At 58.2% G+C, this 26,899-nt stretch carries 31 protein-coding genes; 12 read left to right on the top strand and 19 right to left on the bottom strand.

Features of this window, described 5'->3' with window-relative positions:
- Window positions 1–58: 58 nt before the first annotated feature.
- The 3 genes from Thiofri_RS14195 to Thiofri_RS14185 all read left to right on the top strand — a co-directional run bounded on the left by Thiofri_RS14195 (window position 59) and on the right by Thiofri_RS14185 (window position 3,965).
- The gene (locus Thiofri_RS14195; protein WP_009151691.1) at window positions 59–1,570 is read left to right on the top strand and encodes a transposase; all 1,512 of its coding nucleotides are present in this window, start codon (window positions 59–61) and stop codon (window positions 1,568–1,570) included.
- Between the two features lie 370 nt (window positions 1,571–1,940).
- Window positions 1,941–2,825, top strand: coding sequence for a lytic transglycosylase domain-containing protein (locus Thiofri_RS14190; RefSeq protein WP_009147080.1), 885 nt, complete (start codon window positions 1,941–1,943; stop codon window positions 2,823–2,825).
- A 177-nt stretch (window positions 2,826–3,002) separates the two neighbouring features.
- Complete coding sequence (locus Thiofri_RS14185) at window positions 3,003–3,965, top strand: GGDEF domain-containing protein (protein WP_009147081.1); 963 nt, start codon at window positions 3,003–3,005, stop codon at window positions 3,963–3,965.
- Here the strand turns inward: Thiofri_RS14185 and Thiofri_RS14180 are convergent.
- The 4 genes from Thiofri_RS14180 to Thiofri_RS14165 are packed head-to-tail and all read right to left on the bottom strand — an operon-like array spanning window position 3,962 to window position 5,479.
- Window positions 3,962–4,807, bottom strand: coding sequence for a 4'-phosphopantetheinyl transferase family protein (locus tag Thiofri_RS14180; protein WP_009147082.1), 846 nt, complete (start codon window positions 4,805–4,807; stop codon window positions 3,962–3,964). The two genes, Thiofri_RS14185 and Thiofri_RS14180, sit on opposite strands and share 4 nt — an antisense overlap.
- On the bottom strand, window positions 4,804–5,061 hold the full coding sequence (locus Thiofri_RS14175) for a hypothetical protein (protein ID WP_009147083.1): 258 nt from the start codon (window positions 5,059–5,061) through the stop codon (window positions 4,804–4,806). The genes Thiofri_RS14180 and Thiofri_RS14175 overlap by 4 nt, the downstream gene beginning before the upstream one ends.
- Window positions 5,061–5,273 carry a type II toxin-antitoxin system HicA family toxin gene (locus Thiofri_RS14170; protein WP_009147084.1) on the bottom strand — a complete coding sequence of 71 codons (213 nt, stop codon included), beginning with the start codon at window positions 5,271–5,273 and terminating at the stop codon, window positions 5,061–5,063. Before Thiofri_RS14170 ends, Thiofri_RS14175 begins: the two co-directional genes overlap by 1 nt.
- A gap of 2 nt (window positions 5,274–5,275) precedes the next feature.
- Window positions 5,276–5,479, bottom strand: coding sequence for a type II toxin-antitoxin system HicB family antitoxin (locus tag Thiofri_RS14165; protein WP_009147085.1), 204 nt, complete (start codon window positions 5,477–5,479; stop codon window positions 5,276–5,278).
- Window positions 5,480–5,499: 20 nt separating this feature from the next.
- Between Thiofri_RS14165 and Thiofri_RS14160 the strand changes: the two genes are divergently transcribed.
- The 5 genes from Thiofri_RS14160 (at window position 5,500) to Thiofri_RS14140 (ending at window position 9,357) form a co-directional block, all read left to right on the top strand.
- Entirely contained in the window at window positions 5,500–5,643 is a 144-nt protein-coding gene (locus tag Thiofri_RS14160) for a hypothetical protein (RefSeq protein WP_009147086.1), read from the top strand.
- 502 nt (window positions 5,644–6,145) lie between these two features.
- Window positions 6,146–6,610 carry a hypothetical protein gene (locus tag Thiofri_RS14155; RefSeq protein ID WP_009147087.1) on the top strand — a complete coding sequence of 155 codons (465 nt, stop codon included), beginning with the start codon at window positions 6,146–6,148 and terminating at the stop codon, window positions 6,608–6,610.
- Between the two features lie 188 nt (window positions 6,611–6,798).
- Window positions 6,799–7,161, top strand: a complete 363-nt coding sequence (locus tag Thiofri_RS14150) for a DUF805 domain-containing protein (protein WP_009147088.1) — start codon at window positions 6,799–6,801, stop codon at window positions 7,159–7,161.
- A gap of 73 nt (window positions 7,162–7,234) precedes the next feature.
- Complete coding sequence (locus Thiofri_RS14145; RefSeq protein WP_009147089.1) at window positions 7,235–7,960, top strand: TIGR00266 family protein; 726 nt, start codon at window positions 7,235–7,237, stop codon at window positions 7,958–7,960.
- Window positions 7,961–7,962: 2 nt separating this feature from the next.
- Window positions 7,963–9,357 carry a TIGR00266 family protein gene (locus Thiofri_RS14140; RefSeq protein ID WP_009147090.1) on the top strand — a complete coding sequence of 465 codons (1,395 nt, stop codon included), beginning with the start codon at window positions 7,963–7,965 and terminating at the stop codon, window positions 9,355–9,357.
- Between the two features lie 63 nt (window positions 9,358–9,420).
- Here Thiofri_RS14140 and Thiofri_RS14135 read toward each other — a convergent pair whose 3' ends face one another.
- Window positions 9,421–9,837, bottom strand: coding sequence for a cytochrome c oxidase assembly factor 1 family protein (locus Thiofri_RS14135; protein ID WP_009147091.1), 417 nt, complete (start codon window positions 9,835–9,837; stop codon window positions 9,421–9,423).
- A 99-nt stretch (window positions 9,838–9,936) separates the two neighbouring features.
- On the opposite strand from Thiofri_RS14135, the gene Thiofri_RS14130 reads away from it, so the two are divergent.
- Window positions 9,937–10,326: a transposase gene (locus tag Thiofri_RS14130; RefSeq protein ID WP_009147092.1), complete on the top strand. Its 390-nt coding sequence runs from the start codon at window positions 9,937–9,939 to the stop codon at window positions 10,324–10,326.
- Between the two features lie 108 nt (window positions 10,327–10,434).
- On the opposite strand, the gene Thiofri_RS14125 is transcribed toward Thiofri_RS14130, so the two are convergent.
- The 6 genes from Thiofri_RS14125 to Thiofri_RS14100 all read right to left on the bottom strand — a co-directional run bounded on the left by Thiofri_RS14125 (window position 10,435) and on the right by Thiofri_RS14100 (window position 13,491).
- A complete protein-coding gene (locus tag Thiofri_RS14125; RefSeq protein ID WP_323705270.1) occupies window positions 10,435–10,593 on the bottom strand; it encodes a hypothetical protein in 159 nt (52 codons plus the stop codon).
- Between the two features lie 34 nt (window positions 10,594–10,627).
- Window positions 10,628–11,089 (bottom strand): PIN domain-containing protein, encoded by a 462-nt coding sequence (locus tag Thiofri_RS14120; protein WP_009147094.1) that lies wholly within the window; start codon window positions 11,087–11,089, stop codon window positions 10,628–10,630.
- A gap of 187 nt (window positions 11,090–11,276) precedes the next feature.
- Window positions 11,277–11,642, bottom strand: coding sequence for a hypothetical protein (locus tag Thiofri_RS14115; RefSeq protein WP_009147095.1), 366 nt, complete (start codon window positions 11,640–11,642; stop codon window positions 11,277–11,279).
- Window positions 11,643–12,132: 490 nt separating this feature from the next.
- Window positions 12,133–12,723, bottom strand: a complete 591-nt coding sequence (locus Thiofri_RS14110) for a PIN domain-containing protein (RefSeq protein WP_009147096.1) — start codon at window positions 12,721–12,723, stop codon at window positions 12,133–12,135.
- Window positions 12,724–12,871: 148 nt separating this feature from the next.
- On the bottom strand, window positions 12,872–13,066 hold the full coding sequence (locus Thiofri_RS14105; RefSeq protein ID WP_143741767.1) for a hypothetical protein: 195 nt from the start codon (window positions 13,064–13,066) through the stop codon (window positions 12,872–12,874).
- Between the two features lie 59 nt (window positions 13,067–13,125).
- A complete protein-coding gene (locus tag Thiofri_RS14100; RefSeq protein ID WP_009147097.1) occupies window positions 13,126–13,491 on the bottom strand; it encodes a hypothetical protein in 366 nt (121 codons plus the stop codon).
- A gap of 880 nt (window positions 13,492–14,371) precedes the next feature.
- On the opposite strand from Thiofri_RS14100, the gene Thiofri_RS14095 reads away from it, so the two are divergent.
- The 3 genes from Thiofri_RS14095 (at window position 14,372) to Thiofri_RS14085 (ending at window position 18,550) form a co-directional block, all read left to right on the top strand.
- The gene (locus Thiofri_RS14095; RefSeq protein ID WP_009147098.1) at window positions 14,372–15,802 is read left to right on the top strand and encodes an integron integrase; all 1,431 of its coding nucleotides are present in this window, start codon (window positions 14,372–14,374) and stop codon (window positions 15,800–15,802) included.
- A 150-nt stretch (window positions 15,803–15,952) separates the two neighbouring features.
- Entirely contained in the window at window positions 15,953–16,144 is a 192-nt protein-coding gene (locus Thiofri_RS14090) for a hypothetical protein (protein WP_223296667.1), read from the top strand.
- A 51-nt stretch (window positions 16,145–16,195) separates the two neighbouring features.
- Entirely contained in the window at window positions 16,196–18,550 is a 2,355-nt protein-coding gene (locus tag Thiofri_RS14085; RefSeq protein ID WP_009147100.1) for a Tex family protein, read from the top strand.
- 129 nt (window positions 18,551–18,679) lie between these two features.
- Here the strand turns inward: Thiofri_RS14085 and Thiofri_RS14080 are convergent, their stop codons facing one another.
- The 8 genes from Thiofri_RS14080 to Thiofri_RS14045 form a co-directional block, all read right to left on the bottom strand.
- Window positions 18,680–19,006, bottom strand: coding sequence for a Na+/H+ antiporter subunit G (locus Thiofri_RS14080; protein WP_009147101.1), 327 nt, complete (start codon window positions 19,004–19,006; stop codon window positions 18,680–18,682).
- 41 nt (window positions 19,007–19,047) lie between these two features.
- A complete protein-coding gene (locus tag Thiofri_RS14075; RefSeq protein ID WP_009147102.1) occupies window positions 19,048–19,320 on the bottom strand; it encodes a K+/H+ antiporter subunit F in 273 nt (90 codons plus the stop codon).
- A complete protein-coding gene (locus Thiofri_RS14070) occupies window positions 19,317–19,850 on the bottom strand; it encodes a Na+/H+ antiporter subunit E (RefSeq protein WP_009147103.1) in 534 nt (177 codons plus the stop codon). The genes Thiofri_RS14075 and Thiofri_RS14070 overlap by 4 nt, the downstream gene beginning before the upstream one ends.
- Window positions 19,850–21,370 (bottom strand): monovalent cation/H+ antiporter subunit D, encoded by a 1,521-nt coding sequence (locus Thiofri_RS14065; RefSeq protein ID WP_009147104.1) that lies wholly within the window; start codon window positions 21,368–21,370, stop codon window positions 19,850–19,852. Before Thiofri_RS14065 ends, Thiofri_RS14070 begins: the two co-directional genes overlap by 1 nt.
- Window positions 21,367–21,702: a Na+/H+ antiporter subunit C gene (locus tag Thiofri_RS14060; protein ID WP_009147105.1), complete on the bottom strand. Its 336-nt coding sequence runs from the start codon at window positions 21,700–21,702 to the stop codon at window positions 21,367–21,369. Before Thiofri_RS14060 ends, Thiofri_RS14065 begins: the two co-directional genes overlap by 4 nt.
- Entirely contained in the window at window positions 21,690–24,644 is a 2,955-nt protein-coding gene (locus Thiofri_RS14055; RefSeq protein ID WP_009147106.1) for a monovalent cation/H+ antiporter subunit A, read from the bottom strand. The genes Thiofri_RS14060 and Thiofri_RS14055 overlap by 13 nt, the downstream gene beginning before the upstream one ends.
- Window positions 24,645–24,834: 190 nt before the next feature.
- A complete protein-coding gene (locus Thiofri_RS14050) occupies window positions 24,835–25,041 on the bottom strand; it encodes a Trm112 family protein (protein ID WP_040855012.1) in 207 nt (68 codons plus the stop codon).
- A gap of 134 nt (window positions 25,042–25,175) precedes the next feature.
- A complete protein-coding gene (locus Thiofri_RS14045) occupies window positions 25,176–26,684 on the bottom strand; it encodes a protein adenylyltransferase SelO (protein ID WP_009147108.1) in 1,509 nt (502 codons plus the stop codon).
- Between the last annotated feature and the right edge of the window lie 215 nt (window positions 26,685–26,899).

The following is a 26,899-nucleotide window of genomic DNA, read 5'->3' as shown; positions in this document are numbered from 1 at the left end:
CTCATGGATGGTATAATGTCAAGCAGTTGAAACAAGACATCCACCCAAGAGGCCACTGATGAAGACTCCCACATCCGACCTATCCTTGCCAAGTCTGACCGCATCCTTGCTGAGCGACACACGGACCCTAGCCGATAACCTGTTCGCCGACCTGTGGCGCAGCCTGGGGCTCTCCAGGCTGCTCACCAAGCTCGGGTTTCACAAGCGCAGTGGTCTGGAAGCACCGCGGATCGTCTATCTGCTGTTGATCTGGGTGTGGGTTGGGCGCGAGAGTATCGCGCTGTTCGCCCGTCAATCGCTGCGCAGTTTCGCCGATGCCCACAAGGACGCCCTGTATGATGTGCTGGCCCGCGAAGATCTCAATTGGCGCGCCTTTCATGGGGCCGTCGCGCTCAAGGTCTATCGCGCCGGTCAGTTGAAGAACAGTCCCGTACGCGCCTACGTTTTGGACGATTCCGTGAAGACGCGCCGCGGCAAACGGTTGGAAGGCGTCTCGCGGCACTTCGATCATCTCAGTGGGCGCACCGTCAAAGGCCAGCAGGTCCTCACCTTGGGATTGGCCACGCAAGAGGCCTTCCTGCCCCTAGATAGCGACATCTTTATCAGCAACGTCGGGGCGCACCCGCTGAAGGCGGACTTTCACGATGGCCGCAGCGTCGAGGCGCGCCGCTATGCTGAGGCACGTGATCGCACCAAGCCAGAATTGGCTGCGGACATGTTGCGCCGCGCGCTGCGTCAGGGCATCGAGGCCGATGTCCTGCTCGCCGATGCCTGGTTTGGCACCAAGACCATGATCAGCACCGCCTTGGACCTCAACCTCACGGCGATCTTGCGCATGAAGAAAAACGCCATGAAGTACCGCCTGACGACCTGGAAGAATGGCGAGGCGCACACCGCGATGCTCGATGCGAACGGCTTGTATCAGACGAGCGTGCGCAAGCACTGGAAGACCCTCAGCGGCTTGCCCTATCAGTGCCAGTGTTTGGACGTGGAGCTGAGCCTTGAGAACAACGGCGAGGTGCAGTGGATTCCGGTGCGCCTGCTCTTTGTCCGGGGCATCAACCAAGACGCCGACAGTCCTGCTGGGGCGAAATCCTGGGCGCTGTTTCTGAGCACCGACCGCGGTCTCTCCCCGGCGGCGATCTTGGAAACCTATGCCTTGCGCTGGAGCATTGAGGTGTACTTCAAGGAAGCCAAGCAGTCTCTGGGCTTGCTCTGGGAGCAAACCGAGACCTTTGCCTCGCATCTGGCCTCGATCCACTTAACCGCCGTGCGCTATTGCCTGCTGGCGTTCGCCCAGATCCAAGGCGCCGGGACGCGGGTCTGCGAAGTCCGCACGGCCGTCGGCACGCAGCTCAGTGAGCTCGATTTCGCCAAACGCCTGTGGGGCTTTTTCCGCGCCTTGATCGCCGAGGCCGTCGATGGACTCCAGAAGACGCTCGGGCCGGCCGGCACGCTGGTGATGAGCGCCATCGATGAGCGGGTGCAGCGATTCTTTGTCCAGGCATTGCAACTCGATGAGTTTACCCTTCGGTTAGAAGGCGTGGAGCCCGGTTCTATCGAGGCTTGAGCCGGCCAGTATGGCTTTTTTGAACTCCGAAACGTGAGATAGTAGATACAGGTGCGGTTGTCGATTTCCGCGATGGTTCCGTTGCTGATAGCCTGGCTCATGGACGGGCAACAACTCTCAAGGGCAAGGCGAAAGGCCGGGTTTGGTGGATTCGCGGTTTGCGTGAATGACCGAGAATTTTTTGGCCGGGTTGGTTGGGACCATGAGCCTTAGCCTGGTTCGCGGTTAGGGTTTCAGCGACAACCCAGGCATTGTCTGCGCGTCGCTCGGGCGAATGCAAGTCAAATGATGATTGTGGCTGTCGTTGCCACCTATTTGAGCCCGGTCGTATGGCAGAGTTTCAACCAAGCCAAACAGCACAGGTGATTGAATGTCTAACAGAATTGTTCAAGCTCGGGTCGGCCGCCATGTGCTGGTGGCTGTATTGGTGGCGGTTGGCCTGACCGAAGCGGCGCTGGCAGATGCGGCGGCAACCAAGGCCCCAGAGCCAACAACCAAGTCGCCAGAGACCAAGGCACCAGAGACCAAGGCACCAGAAACCAAGGCACCAGAAACCAAGGCAACGGCTGAGCCAGCTGCCTTGCCAAAACCGCCCGCCACGCCGGTGCCGAGCCGCGCCGAGCTGGTCAAGCTTATCGACAGCACGGCTGCCAAATATGGGCTCGAGCCGGCGTTGGTGCATGCCATTGTGCGCGCCGAGTCGAACTACAACCCGCATGCTGTCTCTCGTGTTGGCGCCGTCGGGCTGATGCAGGTCATGCCGAAAACCGGCGCCGATTATGGCGTGACTGATGCCGGGAAGCTGTTCGATCCCACCATTAATGCGCAAACAGGCGCTCGCCACCTCAAGCGCCTGCTCGGCAAATACAGCATCGGCAAGGCTGTGATGGCCTACAACGCGGGCGAAGGAGCGCTTGAGCGCAGCAACGGCTATGTCACCTACCCGGAAACCCAGGTCTATACCCACCGGGTCTTGACAACCTACCTGCGCGGAAAAGGCATTGAGCCCTATTCGCCAGAAGCACAAAAACTGACGGGTATTCGGCTGACGCCGGCGATGGCGCGGGCTAGCTCTTCCTCTTCGAGCATCCAAGCGGTGAACCGCAAAGTCTCGCGGCTCAGGTTGCGCCTTGAACCGACCTGGGTGACCAGTCCACTGTCAAAGCACGCGCTCGATCCGCGCGCGCATCAGATCGGCCCCAAGAGCAAACCCATGTTCGTGCTCGAGCGGCCGACAGTTCGACAGAAGCCCTGAATTCCGCCGAATTTTTGACGGCAATCGGTTGCCACATCTGGCAAGCGTCTGCCGGAATTTCGACGCGCTCCTCGGTAAAATTTTGTAAGACGTTGATTATAAATAATAAATAAAGTTGGCACGCTAATCGCTTCCCTGCTGGCAAATCCGAAATTGCCAGACATCGAGGGAAACATCATGAGCGCTGCCATCCAAGCTGAAACTCCGAACCTTACGCTCGTTGCCTCTAATGCCGCGCCGCAAATGCAGCCGCGCGAGAGCATCGACGGCGTCGAGTTCTTGCAGGCCATCACCGCCTCGCTCGAACTGGACCATGTGGTGCGTACCGCCATGGGTTACCTGAGCGAGTTGGTTGCGCTGCGCTCCTGGGAGTATAGATACCAGTCTGCCGAATTCGAGGCGCCGCTGTGCCAGTTGAGCGATGGCAAGGTCGACCGCCACCAGGTGGAATATACCCTTGGCTCGGCCGGTCAGCCCATGGGCCACCTCACCCTGACTCGCGGCCGTCGCTTCTCAGAACAAGAGCAGGAGAAGATCGAAAGCCTGCTCGGACTGGCAGCGCCAGCTCTGCGCAACGCGCTGCGCTTTAACGAACTGAGCCTGCAACTCGAGACCGACCCCATGACCGGCCTCGGCAACCGTCGCGCGCTCCACACCCAAGGCGAACGCTGGTTGTCTGATAGCGAGCGGCAGCATCGTCCGCTGACCATGCTGGCGCTTGATCTGGACCGCTTCAAGCCGATCAACGATCGGTTCGGTCATCCCGAGGGCGACCGCCTGCTGTGCCAAGTGGCGCGCGTGCTGCGCGAAAGCACCCGCCCGTCCGATGTCTGCGTGCGCATGGGCGGCGATGAATTCGTCGTGCTGGTGCCGGGCGCCGATGTGACCAGCGCCATGGACTGCGCCGAGCGCATTCGCCAGGCGATCGGGGAGATTGAACTCTCGGCGCCAGAGGCAGCCGGGGTGCGCGTCAGTGCCAGCATCGGCCTTGCCATGCATCACGAGGGCATGACCCTGGATCAGCTCTACAATCAGGCCGATAGCGCCCTGTACGCTGCCAAGCATGCCGGTAGCAACCGGGTGCTCGCTGGAGGCCGCAGTTCCGTCGCCAAGCCCGAGCTGCGCATCGCTGCCAGCTAATAAACCTCCAAAGCTGGCCGACCGCTGATGGTCGGCCAGTCCTGCAAATCCGGCCAATCCTGTGCAATCCACTCGCGCGTGATCCAGTCGCCAAGCGGCGGCAGAGCGCGACCGGCGATGGCGCAGATGGCATCCCCGCGCGGCCGGGCATGGGCCACCGTAATCTCCGGTGCATCCGCCTGACGATGTCCGGGTAGCCCGCGTCCATCGCGCTTGACCCGCGCCTCCAGCGCCGTCCAGGCCGCATAAAAGGCCAGCAGACGCGCCTCACCTTGCAGTCGGCTCAGGCGTTCGGCTTCCGCCTCGCCAAACATGCGCCGGGCGATTCCGAGCGTATCACCGCGCTCACACAAGATTTCAGCATCGACGCCAAGAGGCTCCTGCCAGCGCAGAGCCAGCAGTGTCAAATCTCCGGTGGTGCTGAGATTGAATTCAATCCCTGATCCAGCTCCGGACCCGATCTCAGATCCAGCCCGAATCACTGGGGCGCTGATGCGCGGCTTACCGGTGGCTGAATAGGAAAAATCGATAGCCTCTGGCGCGCAGCCCAGATAAGCGCCAAAAATCCGACGGCAGGCATAATGCGAGAGTAGAAACCGCCGGCGTAGATTTGGCATGCGTAGCCGCTGTCCGCGCGCAAGTTCCGCTGCTGACAGGGTTCTTTGGCAGCGCGCCTGAAGATCAGGCAACTCGGCATCGGCATGAATGCGCCACAGATGCAGGTCGCCGGGGCGCGGCGGCGGGAGCGCAGCGCCACTGCGCGCCATAAGCGAGTTTCCGGCGTGCGAGTCGTCATTCCAGTCGGTGCGCCAGACAATCAGCGGTGGTGCTTGGTCCATCATGGGTCGGGATTGTCGGTGAAATCGTGCCGCCGGTCCAAAGCCCTGGTCAAATTCAGGCTCCAAGCGCAGGCCAACATATCGGCAATGAGCATCTCGCCATGGGAAAACAACGGGAATTGCATCTGAGGCTTCTTGCCTTGCCAGCAAAACGCGTCGTTGGACAATCTAACCTTCTCGTAAAACGCCACGCCCAGCCGGTTAAGCGAGAGCGAAACCGGCTTTGGCTGGAGCACCGCGTTAGCGGCTTTTCGCATCAAAGAAATTTCTTGAATTGCTCTGCAGTCAAGCCTGCATCCTTAGCGATTCCGCCAAGTGTAAAAGCATCAACAGGATTTCCCCTCGGAATGGTTAGGATTCGCGTGCCATCAGACATTATGATGTGCTTGCTTTCCCGGATCACGCGGAATCCGGCCTTTCGTAAAGCCCGAACAGCATCGCGGTGATTTACACCTGGGATTTTTGGCATCTTTATGCAGCCACTTCAACTTCCCGCAGTTCAGTATCTTCCATTGCGGCCAATTCTGCCGAAACAGCAACATAATTATTGATTGCATCCGCAATGTTTTCTAAAGCTTCCTGTTCTGTCTTCCCCTGTGACCAGCATCCAGGTAGACCTGGGCAGGATACGCTAAAGCCTTCATCTGTTTTTCGGAGAGCGACTTTGTATTTCATGTGGCACCTGAGGTGGTTTGATGGAAAAAACTTCCATTGGTGCTGACGACACCCATCAGCCGCGCCGCTTTTTGGGCGTCGGCTGGATGGGCTTGTCAGAGCATTTATCCATGATCTACCTGCCGCCTCATAACAAGATTCGTAAACGCTGTCAAATCCATTAGCCAACCTTGTTGTTCTTCATGATGTGTAGAGTGCAACATCCTGACCCGTTTGATTCGAAGATATTTATGAAACCAGCGCGTCCCTGACCTTTGATACGGTGATCTTCAAGTAATCGGGGCCTAATGCGATAACTTCCTCTGTAAATCCGCCGCCCGGGCACTGACCGCCTGCGTCGGCGCGCCCCCGCGCCCGCCCCGACACCCTCGGGCAAGCACTCACGATTCTCCGCGAGCTGAGATCCCCCACCACCCCGCATTATCAGCGCTGCCAAAAATTGTCCGACCATGTCTCCATGTACTCGAACACCTCGAGCCGTCGCTTTCCTTTCACGAGACAAAGTTAGACATTTGCTCATGCCGAGGATAAAATTGCCCCCGCTTGGTGTTTCGGCAATCGCGCAAGTGCCGCACCTAAGCAAACGGCGCCTTTCTCCAACTCCCAGGATGGCCTACAGCTCTCCTGGCCGGAATTTAGGCAGTCAACCAATATCAGGAGGTATTTATGAAGCGAGTGACCCTATTCTCCATGGCGATGTGTCTGGTAGCCCTGTCTTTTTTCACCATAAGCAACGCTTCGGCCGAGGGAACCATGAAGGAAACGGCTGACTTTTCCATCATGGTTCCCGATGGTTGGAAATTCAGCGACTTCAACAACGGAACCATCCAGACCTATAATGGAGCCGGCACCTATATGGTTCAGATCGAGAAGGCTGGCATGAACATGACCGAACAGAACCTGCTCGACTCCATGGCCGGTCTGGTTAAAAGATACGAAGGCACGGAACCCGAGAAGGTGGAAATGCAGGGTCTGACCTTTTACAAGACCACCTATGAGGCCAACGGCAGAAGCCAGTCCCAGTACTCTGCGCTCAAGGACGGCTCCAAAATTACCATCTCCCTTATGGGCAAGGATCATCAGAACGATCCAAAAATACAGTCCGTTATGGAATCCATCGTCATCAAGTAAGCACACAGCTATCAGTGGTCCGCTCCGTGGCCAAGGTGCCGGAGCGGGCCTGTTTTAACAATACTCACCAGTATTTACTTCGCGCACGCGACCGACACGCCGATTGGTTGACGGTTGGCAACTGAGGAGCGCCACTGCCTCGGACGTCCAGCGAAAAAAACACAGTGGCAAAGCGAACGGAGTGAGTTATGGATCTTTTCTCAATGCAAGGTCGTTACAACAGAGCGAAGTACTTCTGGGTCGTGCTCGTGATCGTACTCGTCGGACAACTCGTCAGCACGGGCATCGGCATGGCTGTCAGTAACTTTGTCAGCGATCCCCAAACAGCATTCGTGACCAGTCTCACGATTGCCCTTATCGTGGCAATTGGAATTGCTGTCGTTGCCGCGTTCCAAGCCGTCAAACGACTCCATGATATGGATCGTCCTGGCACGCACTACTGGCTTTTGTTGATCCCAATCTACAACATCTATTTTGGTCTGGTTTTGCTTTTCAAAAAGGGGACGGAGGGCGAAAATAAGTACGGCCCCGATCCCTTGGCGGGAAAGTAGAACATGCTGACCAAAAGTGGACCGCGCAGCCAGGTATCTGTCCCGTCCCCTCACTTCATTCCAGGCAATGGCCATGACCGCACCTTCATCCGATCTGCAAACCTTGCAGGATCTGACCTTCCGGGTCCTGTATCGCGGCGCCTTCGCCATGCTGGAGGTTCACCTCCGGGCGAGTCAGAGCGTTAAGGCCCAGTCCGATGCCATGGTGGCCATGGATGCCACGGTGGATGTGGATGGCAAAATGGAGGGTGGTCTACTGGGCGGTTTGGGGCGGATGCTGAGCGGCGAGAGCTTCTTCTTCCAGACGCTGAGGGCTTCTCGTGGCCCTGGGGTGGCCCATCTGGCCCCGGCCCAGCCCGGCGATCTGTTACCCGTGGAACTGGATGGCTCGGTGCCCTATGTGATCCAGAAGGATGGCTTCCTGGCTGCCAGCGAGAGCGTGGATATCTCCACCACCGCCCAGAATCTCACCAAGGGCTTGTTCAGCGGCGAGGGTTTCTTCGTTCTCAAGGCCCGAGGACGGGGCATGCTGTTCGTCGAGAGCTATGGCGCGGTGCATGAGATCGACATTCCCTCCGGGGAGGAGATGATCATCGACAACGGCCATTTGGTGGCCTGGCCAGAGACCATGCAATACAAGCTAGAGAAGGCCAGCAGCGGCTGGATCTCCAGCTTCACCTCCGGGGAGGGGCTGGTGTGTCGCTTCAAGGGGCCGGGCAAGGTCTATATCCAGAGCCGTAACCCCTCGGCCTTCGGTGCCTGGGTGCGTCCGCTGATCCCCAACCGACGGAGTGGTTGAGTATGAGCCAGGAACTACAGCAGGGAGCTAACATCCTCCTGCCCGCTGTGGAAAGCATCACCCTAGGGGTGGGCTGGGAGCCGGAGCATCCCGGTGGCCAGGATGCCGACCCCAGCGCTTTTCTGCTGGGCCAGGACGAGCGGGTGGGAGGGGATGAGGATTTCGTCTTTTACAACAATCCCCGCTCGAGCTGTGGTTCGTTGCAACTCAGTCAAGGCCAAGCCCCGGATCGTCAGGGGTTTCAGATTCGTCTAGGCACGGTGCCGGCGCGGGTTCACAAGATCGCCTTTTGTCTGACCTTGTTCGGCCGGGTTTCCCTGGCTGCGGCCAGCAGCCTTCATATCCGCGTGCTTGACCCTGAAGGTCAGGAGCTGGCGAGCTTTCGCCCCCCCACTAGCCAGATGAGGGACGCGGCCTCGATTCTCGGTGAGGTCTACCGGCGCAATAACCAGTGGAAATTCCGGGCCGTGGGGCAGGGCTTCGCCGGGGGGCTGGGGCCACTGGCGCGAAACTTCGGTGTGGATATCGCGGACGATGACCCCCCCAGTCAAGCATCGCCCAGTCAAGCACCCCCCAATCAAGCAAAGACACCGCCAGCCACACCCGTGTCGAGGGCTTCGGCGGTAGGAGCCGTGGGAGTGCTGTCCATGGCCAAGGCCCCCACCACCGGGGTGCTTCCCACCGGCAGCCAGCCAGTTCAATCCAGTGTCGCTGGGCTCACTTACGAGATCCTCTACCGGGGCGCCTATGCCCTGGCCCGGGTGGATCTTCCGGCCGGGCGTCAACTCCGAGCCCAGTCCGACGCCATGGTTGCCATGAGTCCCACGGTGGAGGTGGCGGGCAAGATGGAGGGGGGTATCCTCGGTGGCCTGGGGCGGATGGTTTCCGGCGAGAGTTTGTTTCTCCAGACCCTCAGCGCTACCCGGGGAGCGGGCTCGGTGTACTTCGCGCCATCGTCACCGGGGGATATCGCGGTGGTGGAGTTGAACAACGAGGCGATGATCATCCAGAAGGATGGTTTCCTGGCCTGCACCGAGGAAGTGCAGGTGAACACCCAGTTACAGAACCTGGCCCAGGGATTGTTCAGCGGCGAGGGTTTTTTCGTGGTGGGCGCCGAGGGACGTGGCCTGTTGTTCCTGGAGTCCTACGGGGCTATCCATGAGTTCAATCTGGGGCCAGGGGAGCAGAAGATCGTCGACAACGGCTATTTGGTCGCCTGGTCCAAGAATATGGGTTATCGCCTGGAGGCAGCCAATATCGGCATCGTCGCGGCACTGACCTCGGGAGAAGCTATCGTGTGCCGCTTCACGGGGCCAGGCAAGATACTGGTGCAGACCCGAATGGCCAGGCAGTTCGGACTGTGGATCAGCAAGTTCTTGCCCACCCCGAGTTCCTAGCTGTTTGGGTAACAGGCAGGGGGTTGGCTTTCCGCATCAGTCGACTTGCCATGAGCCAGAGGGTCAGGGGCTAAGGAGATTGATCCGTTCTCCGGTTTCTTCGATGGCGAGCTCGAGCAGGGAGAAGGACCAGCGGCCCGCGTTCTTGGTGGCCTTGAGATAGAGGGTACCCTTAGCGTTGGGGCCCTGGACCGGGATGGCCAAGTCGGCTTCGCCGGAGCCGCCGCTTGTGCTGACGTTTCCGGAAGGTATGCCGCCGCCGATTTCGATGGGCGCGCCGAGCGCTGCCGTGACCACCGGGCTGGCCTGCAACTGGCCGAGTGCTTCCTGGGAGACCGGTGATTCCTTGAGTAACGTGATCACGGCGCCGAACACGATCAAGAAAAACGCGATGAAGACGACGAGGCACCCGGCACAGCCAGAGGGTACAACCCACTTCCAGTTGCGCCCCCACCAGTCTTTTTGTTGCAGATCGGTCATGGTTTGTACCTCGTAAAAGCCGCTAAAGGGGGATGAAAAAGGGCGGCCGCCAAGGGATCATAGTCGCTGTCGAGACGACCTTTAGAGAAGGAGAACCCCATGGCGGCCATGGTGCAAGCGAACCTCTTTTCCTGGGATGCCGTCGAGGCGCGCAGCGACCTCTCGCGGCTGACGTTGGCGATTGATCATCTCCCCGATGAGCGTCTGGTGCAATACCTTGAGGTCATGCGTGGGCACGGGCGTGATGACTATCCGGCGCGGGCGATGTGGAATTCGCTGCTCGCCGGCATCGTGTTTCAGCATCAGAGTCCCGAGTCGCTGTTACGCGAGCTTGCGCGCAATCCCAGCCTCATGGACGCCTGCGGACAACGATTCGCTTTCGAGACTGGTGTCGGGCACACTGCCGGATGCACAAGGACAAGTTCTTCGCGGCTCTCAATGCGAAGCTGCGCGGGTACTACAATTACCACGGTATCCGCGGCCAGGTAGACCTGGGCAGGATACGCTAAAGCCTTCATCTGTTTTTCGGAGAGCGACTTTGTATTTCATGTGGCACCTGAGGTGGTTTGATGGAAAAAACTTCCATTGGTGCTGACGTTAGCCATCACCCGACGCGGAAGGAGCGCTAGCGACTGTAGCAGTCGGGTGGATGGCCTTGTTGGGCATCTTTTCAAGCAAGACATCTAAAGTGCCGCTATGCGCCTTGAGATATTCTTTTTCTTGTGCCCATGACATACCTTGGGTTTCTTGTGACATCCTGTCTCTGATATTTCTCATTAACTCAACAGACTTAATCTTCATAATCTATGACCTCTATTGGAGTGCGAATCTCTAATATCGGATATCCGAGTCTTAAGTTCACAGAATTGTATCCGTGTATTCTTTCGAGGTTCACGATGTGCTTGAAATTCCAACTTACAAGAACATCCACACGACTGATTGTAGCCGTTGCAATGTGCTGCGCATCGACTCGGCTTTTCTTAGACACAACGCCTTCTTGCAAATATGTATCTGCTAGATCGTTGGCTTCTTCAGTAAATTCTATAAATTCGATATGATCCTTTGGCACAGAAAGCAAGACATCACGAACAGCTTGGGGTGCCGATTCCAGTTCGGCAATTGTAAGATTTGAAATTACGAGTACCGTTGAGCCTGACTTGAAAGTATGAAATAACGACAGAGACCCCTCCTCGAACTCAACATCGAGGCAGCCGCCAATTACTGATGTGTCTGTATATATTCTACGTTTCATTGTTGCGATTGAATTCAGATCTACCTTTCTGCCCAACGCCAGCCTTAGCCGCCGCGAGCGAAGCGAGCGGGCGGACTGGAGGCCATCGTTAGGCGATTGATTCAGTGTTGTTTACCTTACTGGGAAAAAAATCCACCCTAATGGCCCCTTTGATTCTCGGCTGGAGCGGCCTTGTTAGGTGAATTATTCAATGCAATTGACCTTGTCTAGCAAATGAAGCTGTCACTTCATACTGATCAGTTTCAATATTTTTCAAATGCGCTGAAACAATTGGCCTAATTTCATTGGGATAAAGCTCTACCTTTGCTTGCATTAATCCATTGAGATCTTCTTTTAACCACTTCATAACTTCTTTGTCATTTATTAGTAATCTCATTTCATCAAGATACTTGTTGTATTCTTTATTTCGTTTGCTTTTTGGTAGAATTGACAAATTCCATGCTTTGCAGGCTATATCGAGATTTGTCTGTCTTTCTTCTTCAGTTGTACCCAACTCAATAAATTGTGCGGCCACATCCAGAATCATTTGTGAAACTTTCTTTTCTGTATTCATGAAATGTTGTGCGTTTAGTCTTTCACCTAACGAAAAAGCATTTTATCCGGCGTGCGCCAGACAGTTCTCGCAGTTGACGCACCGATTTTTGAACGCACGGCAGATAAATGTTTGTTGGACTGAACCGCCTTATGCGCGGTACCAGTTTCGGGAACGGCCTAACTGACGGGCGAGAGTGGATCTGGCAGAGATTACGCTAAAGAGGGTATTGTATCGGCCGTCTGGGTCAGGCGGCGCGGTTCTATCTTGTTGTAAACAAGCATTTTCTTGTCTCCTGAGGGTGCAGCCTTCATCATTTTGTAACAATCCTGCTAATCTGCATCGCACTATCGAATCAGACACGCCATCTTGCGATCTTAGTGGTTCGCCGAGTATCCATATTTCCTCGTTATCGGCTTGGCGCCAAGCCCCGCCGAAGGCGGTTTAGTTCAACGCCAGACTCAGCCGCCGCGAGCGTAGCGAGCGGTCGGACTGGAGGCGTTTGTTAGCATCAAATTTTATACTCTATATTTGAATCATTTATTGAAATTATGGAGTTATTGGATAATTCTCGAAACACTACTTCTGCGTTTGTTTCTGGTTTCAGATGATTGCAGTGAGATTTTATCCAGTTAGTTAAGGTCTTCTGTTTCTTTGGACGTTTTTTTGAGTTTATCTGCTTTAATCCTGATATTATCAACTCAGCACACTCGCTGAGTGAAGTGGATGCTTTTGTTTTTTTAGTTTTTGGCTGATTGGTCTTTTTTCTCGTGTGTACTTTCTTGCATTTGCGTCCGATATTCTTGATATGGTTTATAATTCCGTTAAATCCATCATCATTTGATATAATGTGAAACTCTACATTATTAGCTGCTATTTCGTGGTATCGACCTAGATAAAATGCTAAATGAAAATCTAGGTTATTCGCACCATTTGTCTTAATGCCGATCAGCTCTATCTTTGTGAATTCTGTTGTAGATAATTCACCTAATTTGAGTTTACTGTTATTAGGTCCGCAAAATATAAGTAAGCGTTCATAAGATTTAACATTTATGCCTTCTAAACTGCCAGTGTTTTCATAGTCTACGAACCCCCAGCACACACCGTCGTCTCCTTTTTTATGTTTGTAAAGCTAACGCCAGCCTTAGCCGCCGCGAGCGTAGCGAGTGGTCGGACTGGAGGCCATCGTTAGGCGATTGATTGCGCGTTGATTTACTGTCTAGAAAATAATTCCACCCTGGCCCCTTTCATCACCCAAAATATTTAAGTAAGACAAAAGAAATCAATGCCCCTACAAAAGCAGCCACCAAAGCAACAATTAATTCATCCTTTTTTCTAACAAGAAATGATGGCCTTAGTTCTTTGTCTTTACTAATAACAATAACTTTATTGTTCATCTGGTATTTAACTACCGGATAAATCATAAACAGCGTAAGAACTGTCATCAATGCAGAAATATCGTATATGCCTTCAACTAGTAGGATACCGACTATTGATGCTGGTATCAGGGGAAGTAAATTCGAGATCTTGCCAAAATGCTTACGTTTTTATGAGTAATTTCTCGTATTTTTGAAACCACTCCCCGTTCAACTATATTGTCTTCGCTGATATAGACACGAATACCGAATGAACGTAGGTCTACGGTAATATATGGACGGTATGCTGAGATAAAAATATCTTCAAATTTTTCTTTATTTAAGTTCTCTATCAGTTCATCTATTTCATCAGGAGATATGTCGTCATATCCCTCCGTTCGAATTTTAACTTCTTCACAATTTTCAGCCAGAACATTAATCAGATCTTTTAGATCATTTAGATACAAAGTAGTTGAGGGAAAATCCTCAAATGATTTACTGCCAGTCTTTTTCATTTTGATGACTCGCTAGTATATTGGCATAACTATTAAGCATTTATCCATCGGGCGCTAAGCCGTGAGTCCGATTCCGCGCGGAACGTTGAGCGCCCGATGGATAAATGCCTGTTGGACTAAACCGACTTAAGCGCCGCGCGAGTTTCCGCTGCGGCCGATCCAGCTGGCAGGACTGGAGATGGCAAGGATCGTGCTATAGGAAAATTGTATCGGCTCTTTGATTCGGACGCAGTGCAGCTATATCTCTGTAAAGATTCATCTTTTCGCATTCTCCGACTGATAATCTTCATCGTTCTGTAACAAAGTGACCGATCACACTGCATCATTGAATCCGACGGGGCCCCCGTCTGTCGAGCTGACCAGCCCGTCCTTCCCGCATCGTCTTGATCGGCTTCGCAACAAGCCCCGCCGAAGGCGGTTTAGTTCAACGTTAGAGCTAAGCAGAATCGTCCGAGCGAGAGCGAGGGCGATTTCTGCTTCAGCGACTTGTTGGATTCTTCGGACTTGCCGTCACAACTTTCCCTTGCAGAAAACGTCCGCCCGTGAGCGCCACTGAAAAATGCCTATCACCTCAAAAGCGAAAGCGGTTTCTGGATTAACTTCTTGTTATCCAGAAACCGCTTTCGCTTTTGATATCATACATTTTGGAATTTTTCAGTGACATTTTTCAAGGCGGACAATCATCGGCCACTTTGAGAATCAATATTACACGTTTTGAATCCAACAGTTAACTAGACGGAATGTCGGTCGGGTGTGCTAGACAGATTCGGCCTATTTCCGATAGTATGGATTCTGTCTAGCGCCCTTGGCGGATCTGTGCCAGACGCTATGGAGCCAACGAGTACTAACACTTTCTGTCTTTCGATTCGGACACTAGCACATGCCTGAGCGTCAAGCAACGGCCGAAACCGCAACAGAAGGCTTCTGGGAGCGATTTATCGCGCTTGCCAGGACAAACGGCGTCAAAGAGAATGCGATTCGGTGGCATGTGCGTTGTGCTGAGACCTATTTAAAAGCATTTTTAGATAAGCGGCTTAACCAGCATACCGTCGCCGACGTGACCGGCTACCTCGAGCAAGCCGGGAGGCTAGACGGAATGGTGGACTGGCAGTTCGTCCAGATCGTCGATGCTATACAGAATTTGCTTGTCACCGCGAGAGCGCCGGTTGCGACAGAGGTGGACTGGGAGTTTTGGCGGGCTTCGGCGCGCACGCTGCAGCCGAGTCATCCGACGATTGCGCGGGAGGCGCATTCGGTTCAGACGGACGGGAGTCGGGATCCGACGGTGTCGGGCGGCAGATTCAAGGAGAAGAAGAACGCGCCATTGGCGCTGGATCAGGCGCGCGAGACGCATCGGGTACTGCTCGAGCGCATGGTAGCGGAGATTCGCCGGCGCAATTATTCGATCCGCACCGAACTGGCTTACGAGTCTTGGGTATGCCGCTTTATCTTGTTCTGCGACAATCGCGATCCGACTGAAATTGGAGCTGATCGCATCCGTGCCTTTCTTGAGGATTTGGCGGTTCGAGGCAATGTCTCGGCCAGTACCCAAAGCCAGGCGTTGAATGCGATCATGTTCTTGTTCAAGGAGGTGCTTGGCCGGTCGCTGGATGAACTGGGTGACTTTGTTCGGGCCAAGCGACCGAAACGGCTGCCTGTGGTGTTGGAGCGCTCCGAGGTCGCTCGGCTCTTGGCTGGTATCGAAGGGACGCAGCATTTGATGGCGGCGCTGCTGTACGGTACCGGGATGCGGTTGATGGAATGCGTGCGGCTACGGGTGCAGGATGTGGATTTCCAGTACCAGCAGATCCTGGTGCGGGATGGCAAGGGGCAGAAGGATCGGTTGGTGCCCTTGCCGGTGAGCCTGGAGGAACCCCTAAGGGAGCAGTTGCGGAAGGTCCGCGTCCTGCATGAGCAGGATCTGGCTCAGGGGTGCGGCGAGGTATTTCTGCCGGATGCCCTGGCGCGCAAGTCGCCCAATGCGGCAAAGGAGTGGATCTGGCAGTATGTGTTTCCGAGCGGTCGGCTGTCGGTCGATCCGCGCAGTGGCAAGATGCACCGCCATCATTTGCATGAAAACGGGTTGCAGAAGGCGGTCAAGGCGGCGGGCCAGCGCGCTGGAATCGCGAAGAAGGCGAATTGTCACAGCCTGCGGCACTCCTTTGCAACACATCTTCTGGAAGCTGGCTACGATATTCGTACCCTGCAGGAGTTGTTGGGGCACGCGGATGTGTCAACCACGATGATTTATACCCATGTGCTCAACCGTGGCGGTCAGGGGGTGCGCAGCCCGCTGGATGCACTGCTTTGAGCGGTGATGTTATCCAGGGCTGTCCGTGATCCGCGCGGTCGGGGATAATGGCGGGCCATGAAGGCGTCTTTTCATGCTTCATCGACAGGGGCTGACCAGGCTCGGGGTTCGTCCCGTGCATGCGGGGCAGGGTCATCACCCCAGCCGGCCTTGTCGCTGGATGCGGCCATCGAGGCGATTTGCCAGAAAGGTTGCCGTCAGGTGCATCGCGACATTGAGCGTCTGGCAGGCGGCGAGACAGTGCCCGAGGCCAAGAGGCTCGATGCACGGCAGCGCGAGCAGTTGCTCGCGGAGCTGCAAGCCATCATGGCTGTCTATGGCGAGCGTTGCAGCGTCGGCTGACTTCAGAAACATCCACCTATCAGAATCCATCCATCGGAATCCACCTATCCTATGCAGTCCATTACCGACCGGCTGGCCGCAGAGCTGGCTGCCCACCCGTCCCAGGTTCAGGCCGCCGTGGCCTTGCTCGACGAGGGCGCAACCGTGCCTTTCATCGCTCGTTACCGCAAGGAGGTCACTGGCGGACTGGACGATATCCAGCTCCGGCTGCTCGAGGAACGCCTCGGCTATCTGCGCGAGTTGGAAGAACGCCGCGCCACCATCCTGCACAGCGTCGATGAGCAGGGCAAGCTGAGCGACGAGCTGCGCGAGCAGATCGAGACCGCCACCACCAAGCAGCAGCTTGAGGACCTGTATCTGCCCTATAAGCCCAAGCGGCGCACCAAGGCGCAGATCGCGCGCGAGGCCGGACTGGAGCCGCTGGCCGATGTGTTGCTCGCCGAGCCTGAGCGCGACCCGAGCGCCGAGGCCGCAGCCTATGTGGATGCCGAGAAGGGCGTGGCGGATGCCGCAGCGGCGCTGGAAGGTGCGCGCCAGATACTGATGGAGCGCTTCGCCGAGGAGCCGGAAGTCGCCGGTCGCCTGCGCGAGCGATTGTGGGAGCAGGGCATTTTGGTCTCCCGAGTAATGGACGGGAAGGAGGCCGAAGGCGCCAAGTTCTCCGATTACTTCGAATACCGCGAGCCCATGGCGAAAATCCCCTCGCATCGCGCGCTGGCGCTCTTTCGCGGACGCAATCAGGGCATTCTGAATCTGGAGCTGCTGGCGGGGGAGGGCGATGATCCCGACGCCGATTGCCGTCATCAGATCGCTTCGCGCTTTGGTATTGCCGATCGCGGCCGCCCGGCCGACGCCTGGCTGATGGAAACCGTGCGCAAGGCCTGGCGTGTCAAGCTGTTGGTGCGCCTGGAGCTGGACCTGAAAGGTCAGTTGCTGGAAGCCGCCGAGGCCGAGGCCATTCGCGTCTTCGCGATGAACCTGAAAGACCTGCTGCTGGCGGCCCCGGCCGGGCGCCTCGCCACCATCGGACTCGACCCCGGCCTGCGTACGGGCGTGAAGGTGGCTGTCATCGACAACACTGGGCGGGTGGCCGCGACCGGTACCATCTATCCGCACGCCCCGCGCCAGCAGTGGGATCAGTCCATCGCCAGCCTGGCGGAGCTGGCCAAGAAATTCCAGGTCACCCTGGTCAGCATCGGCAACGGCACCGCCTCGCGCGAGACCGACCGCCTGGTGCGAGATTTGATCAAACGCCACCCGGAACTGGGTCTGCGCTCCATGGTGGTGAGCGAGGCTGGTGCTTCGGTCTATTCGGCCTCAGAGTTCGCCTCGCGCGAGCTGCCGGACATGGATGTCTCCCTGCGTGGGGCGGTGTCCATCGCCCGACGACTGCAAGACCCGCTGGCCGAGCTGGTCAAGATCGACCCAAAAGCCATTGGCGTGGGCCAGTACCAGCACGATGTCAATCAGACCGGCCTTGCGCGCAGTCTGGATGCGGTGGTGGAGGACTGTGTGAACGCCGTCGGGGTGGAGCTCAACACCGCCTCGGCCCCACTGCTCTCAAGGGTGTCTGGTTTGAACGCCAGTCTGGCCGAGAACATCATTCGCTTCCGCGAGGAGGCCGGTGCCTTCGCCAGCCGCAAGCAGTTGCTCAAGGTGCCGCGTCTGGGGCCAAAGGCGTTTGAGCAGTGCGCCGGATTCTTACGCATCAACGACAGCGATGATCCCCTCGACGGCTCAGCGGTGCACCCCGAAGCCTATCCGCTCGCGCGGCGTATCGCCGAGCAGGCCGGCAAGAACATCAAGTCCCTGATTGGCGACAGTGCCACACTGCGCGGCCTTAAGGCCAAGGACTTTGTCGACGAGCGCTTCGGCGAGCCCACGGTGCGCGATATTCTGGTCGAGCTGGAAAAGCCCGGTCGCGACCCGCGCCCGGAGTTCCGCGCCGCGAGCTTTATGGAGGGCGTCGAGACCCTCGCCGACCTTAAGCCCGGCATGGTGCTGGAAGGAACAGTCACCAATGTCACGAACTTCGGCGCCTTCGTCGACATTGGCGTGCATCAAGACGGCCTGGTGCATATCTCCATGCTGGCTGATCGCTTCATCCGCGACCCTCACGAGGTGGTCCATTCTGGCCAGTTGGTGAAAGTGCAGGTGCTGGAAATCGATCTGGAGCGCAAGCGCATCGCACTCAGCATGCGCCAGGACAACAGCGACGCCGGGCTTAATCGCGGTGCCGCTGGCGCTAAGGCCGACAGCGGCAGGAGCCGGCCAGATTCCAGGAACGATCAGCGCAAAGGCCCCTCGCGTCCATCAGGTCCCGGCGGCCGAGAGCAGATGCCATCGCAAACACCGCCAGCCAGTGCCGCCATGGCCGCCGCTTTTGCGAAGGCGCGTAAGCCTTAACTGGATTTCTGTCAACAAAAGCCTCAGCGCCCCCGTGTCCGTCACTCGGCCCAGAATAAGCCGAAATCTCAAAGGGTTTTGGTATAGGTGTGAATTGATGCGCCTCTTTGGCCTGGACAGGGCTGTCGGTCAAACGCGGGGGCGGCTCTCCGGTGGCTTGGCGATGGAATAAACTCGCCGATGCAGGGCTGCCTTGGCGAGCAGATGGGCGCTGACCGGGGCTGTGATGAACAAAAACAGCAGCACCAGAGCCTCGTGCAGGCTGATGCCCTCGGTGGTGGTACTAAAGTAGAGCCCGGAGGCGATCAACATGCCGCTGATGCCCAGGGTAGTGGCCTTGGTGGGGCCGTGCAGGCGGGTGTAGAAGTCGGGCAGGCGCAGCAGGCCGATGGAGCCGATCAGGGCGAAGGAGGCGCCAATGAGCACGAAGGCGGAGATCAGAATTTCGACCATCATGGGCTTGGTTGCTCGGGCTAGTGTGCTTGAAGGCTCAGGTGTTACTCGATGATGTCGCCGCGCAATTGATACTTGCACAGGGCCGCAGTGCCGACGAAGCCCATCATGGCAATGATGAGCGCGACCTCGAAATAGGCCTGACGGTCAAAATGGATGCCGAGCAGCACCAGCAGTGCGATGGTGTTGATGTAAAGGGTATCGAGCGCCAGGATGCGGTCGGAGGTATCCGGGCCGCGCATCAGTCGCCACAGGTTGAGCAGCAGCGCCAGGGTCATCATGGCGAGTGCGATCTGCACCGTGGTGGTCAGTATCATCGGAAAATCTCCAGCAGCGGGGCTTCGTAGCGCTGTTTCAGGTGTTGGCACAGGCGCTCGGCGTCCTCGGCATCCAGGCTATGCACCAGCAGGGTCGAGCGGGTATTCGCAGGGCTGGCTTTGTGACCTGGCGAGGGGGCGATGACATCGACCGACACAGTGCCCGGTGTCAGTGATATCACGCTGGCCAGCACGGTGATGGCGAAGGGGTCGGTCAGCTCCAGCGGCAACTCGACAAAGGTCGGGCGCAGGCGTTTGCGCGGCCCGAGAATCAGCACCGCCACTTGCAGATTGGCGACGAGGATATCGCCAAACAGCTGCACCAGATAGGCGAGCAGCTTCAGCGGTTTGTGCAGCCGTGGCCGCTCCGGCCAGAAATTGGCCGTCAGGCGCGAGAGAATTAAAGCCAGGGTCGCGCCCAGCAAAATGTTGCCCGGGCTCAGGCTGTTGTTGAGCAGTAGCCAAATGGCGAGCAGCGTCAGACTCAGCAGCGGATGGGGAAACCAGGTGCGCAGTCGGGATCTCAGCATCAGTGGTCTCCAGAATCCCGCAGCACAATAGGCGCGCTTTTTTCCACGGCGCGCACATAGGCCTGCGCATCGAGTGTCTGTGCCGCCGTGGCTTCAGTCCAATTGACAATCGGCCCGCCCAGAATCACCAACAGCGGACTCATGCCAAGCAGTCCGGTCGCGATCAGCCAGGGCAGTGGTCTTGGCTGGGTCAGACTGGCCATGGGGCCGCGCCAGAACAGCAAAATACCGGCGCGGGTGAGGGTCAGCACTAGCAGAAGGCTGGATAGCAGCACCAGGGTCCAGAGCGGAATGAGTGCGCTCTGGTTCTGTGCGGCCTTCAGCAGCAGCACTTTGCCGATCAGACCGCTGAGCGGCGGCATGCCAACCACGGCGATGGCGGCCAGAAAAAACACCCAGCTGAGCTGATGCGAGGGCGGCGGACGCTTGCCATCGCTGAGCCGCGCGCTGCCATCGCGCGCGTTGGCAATGCGCTCGGCCAGCAGGAACAGCCCGCCCGTGACCAGGGTGCTGTGCACCAGATAGTAGAGGCTGGCGCTTAAGCCTGCCGGGGTGGCCAGCGCGATGCCAGCCACCAGAGTGCCGACTGAGACCACCACCAGATAAGCGATCAGTTCGCGCAGATCGTCACTGGCCATGGCGCCCAGGGTGCCGATGGCGATGGTGGCCAGCCCCGCCACCAGCAGCCAGGGTGCCGTCCACTCGAGCATCGGCGTCTCACCCGAGCCGTAAACGAGGGTGGTCAGGCGGATGATGGCGTAAATGCCGACCTTGGTCATGATGGCGAACAGGGCGGCCACCGCTGCCGAGGCGGCGGCATAGGTGCCTGGCAGCCAGAAATGCAGCGGGATTAGCGCCGCTTTGAGCCCGAAGACGCTCAGCAGCAGCATGGCGGCGACCCGGGCCAGCTTGGCGTCCTCCGCTGGTAGCGTCGCAATGCGGCTGGCGAGATCGGCCATGTTCAGACTGCCGGTGGCGGCATAAAGGGTGCCCAAGCCGATCAGGAACAGCAACGAGCCGACCAGATTGAGCGCCACATAGTGCAGCGCGGCGCGGGTGCGCTCCGCACCGCCGCCGTGGAGCAGCAGGCCGTATGAGGCGATCAGCAGGATCTCGAAGGCGACAAACAGATTGAACAAATCGCCGGTCAGAAAGGCAATGTTGATGCCCAGCAGTTGAAACTGAAACAACGCATGAAAATGCCGCCCGGCGCGGTCGCCACCGGTCATGGCATAGGCCAGCGCAAAGAGGGCAAGCAGCGCCGTTAGCGCCAGCATCAGGGCCGCAAGGCGGTCGAGCACCAAAGAAATCCCATAGGGCGCCGGCCAGTCGCCGATCAGATACACCTGAATGCCCTGATGACTGGCGCTCCATAGCAGCGCGGTGGCAATGCCAACCAGCCCCAGACTGGCCAGCAGGCTCAGCGCCCGCTGCAGCCGCAGGGGTGCGCGCCACAGGATCAAGAGAGCCGCGCCCGCTGTGAGCGGCAGGGCAACTGGCGCGATCAGCAGGTGATTCACCGCTCCTCCCCACGCTGCCTGGCGTCCACGCGATCCGAGCCCAAGTCATTGAGCGCACGCAGGGCCAGCACCAACATAAAGGCTGTCATGGCAAAGCCGATCACAATGGCGGTGAGGACCAGCGCCTGGGGCAAGGGGTCGGCGAAGGGGCCGCCTTGGTGGATGAGAGGCGCCTGGTTGGTCTTGAGTCCACCAGAGGCAAAGAGCAACAGATTGGTTGCGTAGGACAGCAATGTGAGTCCGAGCACGACGGAAAAGCTGCGCGAGCGCAGCAGCAGATAGACGCCGCCACCAACCAGGAGTCCAATGCAAACCGCAATCAGGGCTTCCATGGGACACCCCTTGAAGGCGCGATGGCCGGTGAGATGGCCGGTGCAATGGCGGGCGCAATAACCGGCGCTTTGGCCTTTGATCCCTGATCGATACCGTCAGGACCTTGCCGGCGCGCCCTTTTTCCACGCTGACGATGGCCACTTAGCCGCCCAAGGTTGTCGAGAATCAGCATCACAGTCCCCAGCACCACCAGAAAGACGCCGGCATCAAAGGCCATGGCGCTGGCGAATTCCAGCTCGCCGATCAGTGGCAGCTCGCCATGCCAGAAGGCGCTGGTCAGGAAAGGTCGGCCAAAGACCAGGGCCGCGAGCCCCGTGCCCAGTGACAGGATCAAGCCCGCGCCGATCAGCCGGGTGTAATTCAGCCGCAGGCGCTCGGCTGACCATTGCTGACCGCTGGCCAGCTGCTGGAGAATCAGCGCGATACTGGCAATCAATCCGGCAATGAAGCCGCCCCCCGGCTCATGGTGCCCCCGCAGCAGCATAAAGACCGCCACCAGCAGCGCCATTGGCAGCAGCGGGCGCGAGAGCATGGCCAGAATGACTGGATGTGCGTCGGGCGACCAGGTGTGACCAAGGAGATCGCGCGGTGGCGTGCGCAGGCGAATGCCGCGCAGCATGGCGAAGATACCGGCGGCGGCGATGGCCAGCACCGTGATCTCGCCCAGGGTGTCAAAGCCGCGAAAATCGACCAGGATGCCGTTGACCACATTGCCCGCACCGGCGGCTGGCTTGGATGCTTCAAGAAAATAGCCGGCAATTTTTGGTGAGTCGGCGCTCATAATCGCGAAGGACAGGGCTGCCGCGCCGGAGCCGGCGGCGACGGCCAGGAGTAGATCGCGCGTGCGCCGCCAGCGCGACAGCCGCGCAATATCTGCCTGGGGCAGAAAATACAGCACCAGCAGCAGCAAAATGGTGGTGACCACCTCGACCGAGAGTTGCGTCAACGCCAGGTCGGGCGCTGAGAAGTGCACAAAGGCGAGGCTTAAGACAAGACCGATGACGCCAATCAGAATGGTGGCTTGCAGGCGCTGCCGGCGCAGACCCACCACGCCAGCCAGGGCCACCGCCAGAATAACGGCACCGCCAATGCTCGGCAGGTCGACCGGGCTGAGCTTGAAGGTGCCGAGCAACTCGAGCAGCGCGCCGAGTTTGATTCCCATCAGTGCCGGTACCACCGGCAGAATGGCTACCACCAGTGCCGTGGCCAACAGCCAGGCAATGGAGCCTTGCAGCGATGCCCGAGCCGGGCGTTGCATGCGCGCGCGCGCGAAGCGCTGCATTCCGGCTGCGATGCGCTGAAAGGCCGAGGCAGCGCTGGTCGGCGGGAAGAGTTTATCGTGCAGATTAAACAGCCACCCGCGCATCCGATACAGCAGCATTCCGCCGATTAGCGCGATAAAGCTCATCAGCAGTGGGAAGGAAAAGCCGTGCCAGATGGCCAGATCGTATTTCGGCTCGAAACCCAGCATGCTGCGCACGCCGATATCGAGCAATGGGCGCACGGTCTGCTCGGGAAAAATTCCCACCACCAGGCAGAGCGCGACAAGAATCTCAACCGGGATGCGCATCCAGCGCGCAGGCTCATGGGGGGCGTGGTCGAGATAGCGGGGAGGGCCGCCAAAGAAGACATCGTGAATAAAGCGCACCGAGTAGGCGACGGCAAAGATACCCCCGGCGGTGGCGGCGACCGGCAGTAGCCAGTCGAGATGGCCGAGCCAGTCATGATGCACCGTTTCGGCAAAAAACATTTCCTTGCTTAAGAAACCATTGAGCAGCGGCACGCCGGCCATAGCCGCCGCCGCGACCATCGCCAGGGTGCCGGTGATGGGCATGAAGTGCCACAATCCCGACAGGCGGCGCATATCCCGGGTGCCGGTTTCATGATCGATAATGCCAGCGGCCATGAAGAGCGAGGCTTTGAACACTGCATGGTTCATGGCATGAAAGAGCCCGGCTACCGCGCCAAGCGGCGTGCCCAGTCCGAACAGAAAGGTGATGAGCCCTAAATGGCTAATGGTGGAATAGGCCAGCAGCCCCTTGATGTCGTGCTTGAAGATGGCGAAATAGGCGCCGAGCAAGAAGGTGGTCAGCCCCACACCGCCGACCAGATAAAACCAGACATCGGTCTCGGCAAAGACGGGAAAGAAGCGCGCGAGCAGAAATATCCCCGCCTTGACCATGGTCGCCGAGTGCAGATAGGCCGACACCGGGGTGGGCGCCGACATGGCAGAGGGCAGCCAGAAATGGAAAGGAAACTGGGCTGATTTGGTAAAGGCGCCCAGCAAAATGAGGATCAGGATGGGCAGATAGAGCGGATGCTGATGGACTTGCTCGCCAGCGGCCAGTACCTCGGACAGCGCAAAGCTGCCAGCGACCGAACCCAGCAGTAGAAAGCCCGCAAGTAGACAGAGTCCGCCGCCGGCGGTAATGACCAGAGCCATGAGCGCGCCGCGCCTTGCCTCAATGGAGCGCGGGTCGAAACCGACCAGCAGAAAGGAGGTCAGGCTGGTTAGCTCCCAGAACACCACCAGCAGCAGCAGATTATCCGAGAGCACAATGCCGAGCATGGCGCCCTGAAACAGCAGCAGAATGGAAAAGAAGCGCGCGACCTGATCGGATTTCACCAGATAAAACCGGGCGTAGAGAATGACCAGCAGCCCGATGCCTAATATCAGCAGCACAAAAACCATGGCCAGGCCGTCGAAGCGCAGCGCCAGCGTCAGCCCGATTTGCGGAATCCAGGGGATGGCGACATGCACCTCGCCGCCGGCAAAGACATCCGGCGTGTGGTTGAGTGCAATGATCAGCGCAGCAGAACTGACCAATGCCGCAGCGAAGGCCGCCGCCGCTCCGCAGGAGGGTTTTGGCGCCAACCACACTGCGAAGGGCGGCAGCAGGGCGCCAATGAATGGGATCAGGACAATCCAGGCGAGGAACATGGCAGGAGGATCAGACGCTCAGGCAGCGACCACGCCCAATGAGCGAGACCAGCGGCCTGATCGCAGCACCGGTACCAGACCATTGATGCAGGCAGGGGGCCTTAAGTGATCCCCCATTAAGTGATCGCCCCTTGAGTGATCACATGGAAAGGTGTTGCCCGGCATTGGCGGGTGGGTCTGTTGGGGCGACTTAGCTGGCGGTTGCACCTTTGCGCAGGGCCTCGGCCTCGTCCTCGCTCAACTGACGGGCCTCGTCCTCGAGCATCACTGGGATGTCGTTGCGAATCGGATAAGCGAGCCGCCCGGAGATGGAAATCAACTCGGATTTGTCCTTGTCGAAGACCAACGGACCCTTGGTGACGGGGCAGACGAGGATTTCCAGCAGGCGTTTGTCGATCATGGCGTTCGTGGCTCCGGTAAATGCTGGACGGGGATTTTGACCTGTTTCAGATCCGCTCGTCCCGAGAAGCCCGAATCATAGCAAGATGTGGCGGCTGGCGGCAGTCGTTTGCGAGCGTCCGGCTGGCGCGCTCAGGTTCCGCAAAAGGTATATTGCACCACTTCCTGCGGTTTTGGTGGGGCCTGATAGAAGGCGCTGATCTCAGCATAATCTCGCGCATCGTCGCCCGTATTGTTCTTGGCATCATCCCAGGGCTCTCGCACCACTGCGAGCAGTCGCTCAAAGGGCTGCATATCCCCCTTCTCTGCGGCATCCAGTGCCTGTTCGACGCGGTGATTACGCGGTATCACCGCCGGATTGGCCTGACGCATCATTTGGCTGCGCTCGGCATCCGTCAGCGGGTCGCCAGCCAGGCGTTCGCGCCAGCGTGCAAGCCAGGGGGAGCAGGCTTGCCCATGGTCACGCTGCCCAACCTCCCGAGCGAGGGCGTCGCCACCATCCTCGAGCGCCGAGCTGAGGGCGCGGAAGCTGTTGGTGAAATCGGCCTGGTGTTGTTCGAGCAGGTCGAGAAAGTCTTTAATCAGCGCCCGGTCCTCTGACTGCGCATCGGCTAGGCCCAGCTTGCATCCAAAGCGTGCGAGCCAGGCTTGATCGAAGCGCGCCTGAAAATGATCGAGCGCGGCGGTGGCACGCGCCGCAGCCTGGTCGGATTCCTGCTCTAGCAGCGGCTTGAGCGACATCGCCAGGCTGGAGAGATTCCAGTGGGCGATGCGCGCCTGGTTGCCGTAGGCATAGCGACCGCGATAGTCGATCGAGCTGAAAACCGTCGTCGGATCATAGCTGTCCATGAAGGCGCAGGGACCGTAGTCGATGGTCTCGCCGACAATGGACATGTTGTCGGTGTTCATCACCCCATGAATAAAGCCAACGCTCATCCATGCGGCAATCAAATCCGCCTGCCGCGTCGCGACTGCGTCCAGCAATCCGGAGTAAGTTTGATCCGTTTCGGCCAGTGCGGGGAAGTGGCGGGCGATCACATAGTCAGCCAGGGTTTTGAGTGCCTCAGAGTCTTGGCGTGCGCGAAAGTACTCGAAGGTACCAACACGGACATGGCTGCTCGCCACACGGGTCAGGATGGCGCCCGGTAGCGGATGCTCGCGATAGACTGGTTCGCCAGTGGCGACGGCGGCCAGTCCGCGCGTGGTCGGGATGCCGAACGCATGCATGGCCTCGCTGATCAAGTATTCGCGCAGCACCGGGCCGAGGCAGGCGCGCCCGTCACCGGAGCGCGAGAAGGGCGTGCGCCCCGCGCCTTTGAGCTGAATGTCGACGCGCACGCCATCCGGCGTGACCCGTTCGCCAAGCAAGATCGCCCGACCGTCTCCAAGCTGAGGGACAAAGCTTCCGAACTGGTGCCCGGCATAGGCCATCGCCAGGGGCTCGGCGCCTTCTGGCAGGCGGTTGCCGGCGAAGATGTCCGTTGCCTCCTGGGTGTGCAACTCGCTTGGGTTGAGCCCAAGCTGCCGCGCAAAATCCTCGTTGACCTGCAGCAGGGCCGGCTGTGCGACCGCTGTGGGTATAACCCGGGCGTGGAAGCGATCAGGCAGACGGGCATAGCTGTTGTCGAAGGCGAAAATCATTTAAAACATGCCTCGGCTCGAATGCGGTTGCTTTTTGCGCGAATCTCCCGACCTCTTAACCAACAAGGTCACAATGGGAAGCTGGCGGTTTCGCTCAAGTCGAGAACTTGGGGGCCGCCGCTCTGGAATGAAACCGCAATGGGAAGCGTCTTGGCTGATCAATTTTTGTGATTGGGGTCGCATTTTTTGGCGGGGTATGGGCTAAGTGCCCTCTG

It is taken from the genome of Thiorhodovibrio frisius, from assembly GCF_033954835.1.
GTDB classification, from domain to species: domain Bacteria; phylum Pseudomonadota; class Gammaproteobacteria; order Chromatiales; family Chromatiaceae; genus Thiorhodovibrio; species Thiorhodovibrio frisius.
Note: the sequence above shows the minus strand (reverse complement) of the source record. Positions and strands in the feature narration are given on the sequence as shown.

Bases quoted from the DNA above. Each gene is read 5' to 3' on its own strand.
- Thiofri_RS14195 (WP_009151691.1), top strand. From the start codon at position 59: ATGAAGACTCCCACATCCGACCTATCCTTGCCAAGTCTGACCGCATCC.
- Thiofri_RS14075 (WP_009147102.1), bottom strand. From the start codon at position 19,320: ATGATACTGACCACCACGGTGCAGATCGCACTCGCCATGATGACCCTG.
- Thiofri_RS14125 (WP_323705270.1), bottom strand. From the start codon at position 10,593: ATGTCACAAGAAACCCAAGGTATGTCATGGGCACAAGAAAAAGAATAT.
- Thiofri_RS14070 (WP_009147103.1), bottom strand. From the start codon at position 19,850: ATGCTGAGATCCCGACTGCGCACCTGGTTTCCCCATCCGCTGCTGAGT.
- Thiofri_RS14060 (WP_009147105.1), bottom strand. From the start codon at position 21,702: ATGGAAGCCCTGATTGCGGTTTGCATTGGACTCCTGGTTGGTGGCGGC.
- Thiofri_RS14085 (WP_009147100.1), top strand. From the start codon at position 16,196: ATGCAGTCCATTACCGACCGGCTGGCCGCAGAGCTGGCTGCCCACCCG.
- Thiofri_RS14055 (WP_009147106.1), bottom strand. From the start codon at position 24,644: ATGTTCCTCGCCTGGATTGTCCTGATCCCATTCATTGGCGCCCTGCTG.
- Thiofri_RS14155 (WP_009147087.1), top strand. From the start codon at position 6,146: ATGAAGCGAGTGACCCTATTCTCCATGGCGATGTGTCTGGTAGCCCTG.
- Thiofri_RS14100 (WP_009147097.1), bottom strand. From the start codon at position 13,491: ATGAAAAAGACTGGCAGTAAATCATTTGAGGATTTTCCCTCAACTACT.
- Thiofri_RS14095 (WP_009147098.1), top strand. From the start codon at position 14,372: ATGCCTGAGCGTCAAGCAACGGCCGAAACCGCAACAGAAGGCTTCTGG.
- Thiofri_RS14175 (WP_009147083.1), bottom strand. From the start codon at position 5,061: ATGCGAAAAGCCGCTAACGCGGTGCTCCAGCCAAAGCCGGTTTCGCTC.
- Thiofri_RS14160 (WP_009147086.1), top strand. From the start codon at position 5,500: ATGGAAAAAACTTCCATTGGTGCTGACGACACCCATCAGCCGCGCCGC.
- Thiofri_RS14120 (WP_009147094.1), bottom strand. From the start codon at position 11,089: ATGAAACGTAGAATATATACAGACACATCAGTAATTGGCGGCTGCCTC.
- Thiofri_RS14135 (WP_009147091.1), bottom strand. From the start codon at position 9,837: ATGACCGATCTGCAACAAAAAGACTGGTGGGGGCGCAACTGGAAGTGG.
- Thiofri_RS14145 (WP_009147089.1), top strand. From the start codon at position 7,235: ATGACCGCACCTTCATCCGATCTGCAAACCTTGCAGGATCTGACCTTC.
- Thiofri_RS14190 (WP_009147080.1), top strand. From the start codon at position 1,941: ATGTCTAACAGAATTGTTCAAGCTCGGGTCGGCCGCCATGTGCTGGTG.
- Thiofri_RS14130 (WP_009147092.1), top strand. From the start codon at position 9,937: ATGGCGGCCATGGTGCAAGCGAACCTCTTTTCCTGGGATGCCGTCGAG.
- Thiofri_RS14180 (WP_009147082.1), bottom strand. From the start codon at position 4,807: ATGATGGACCAAGCACCACCGCTGATTGTCTGGCGCACCGACTGGAAT.
- Thiofri_RS14080 (WP_009147101.1), bottom strand. From the start codon at position 19,006: ATGATGGTCGAAATTCTGATCTCCGCCTTCGTGCTCATTGGCGCCTCC.
- Thiofri_RS14150 (WP_009147088.1), top strand. From the start codon at position 6,799: ATGGATCTTTTCTCAATGCAAGGTCGTTACAACAGAGCGAAGTACTTC.
- Thiofri_RS14105 (WP_143741767.1), bottom strand. From the start codon at position 13,066: ATGACAGTTCTTACGCTGTTTATGATTTATCCGGTAGTTAAATACCAG.
- Thiofri_RS14140 (WP_009147090.1), top strand. From the start codon at position 7,963: ATGAGCCAGGAACTACAGCAGGGAGCTAACATCCTCCTGCCCGCTGTG.
- Thiofri_RS14165 (WP_009147085.1), bottom strand. From the start codon at position 5,479: ATGAAATACAAAGTCGCTCTCCGAAAAACAGATGAAGGCTTTAGCGTA.
- Thiofri_RS14115 (WP_009147095.1), bottom strand. From the start codon at position 11,642: ATGAATACAGAAAAGAAAGTTTCACAAATGATTCTGGATGTGGCCGCA.
- Thiofri_RS14170 (WP_009147084.1), bottom strand. From the start codon at position 5,273: ATGCCAAAAATCCCAGGTGTAAATCACCGCGATGCTGTTCGGGCTTTA.
- Thiofri_RS14045 (WP_009147108.1), bottom strand. From the start codon at position 26,684: ATGATTTTCGCCTTCGACAACAGCTATGCCCGTCTGCCTGATCGCTTC.
- Thiofri_RS14185 (WP_009147081.1), top strand. From the start codon at position 3,003: ATGAGCGCTGCCATCCAAGCTGAAACTCCGAACCTTACGCTCGTTGCC.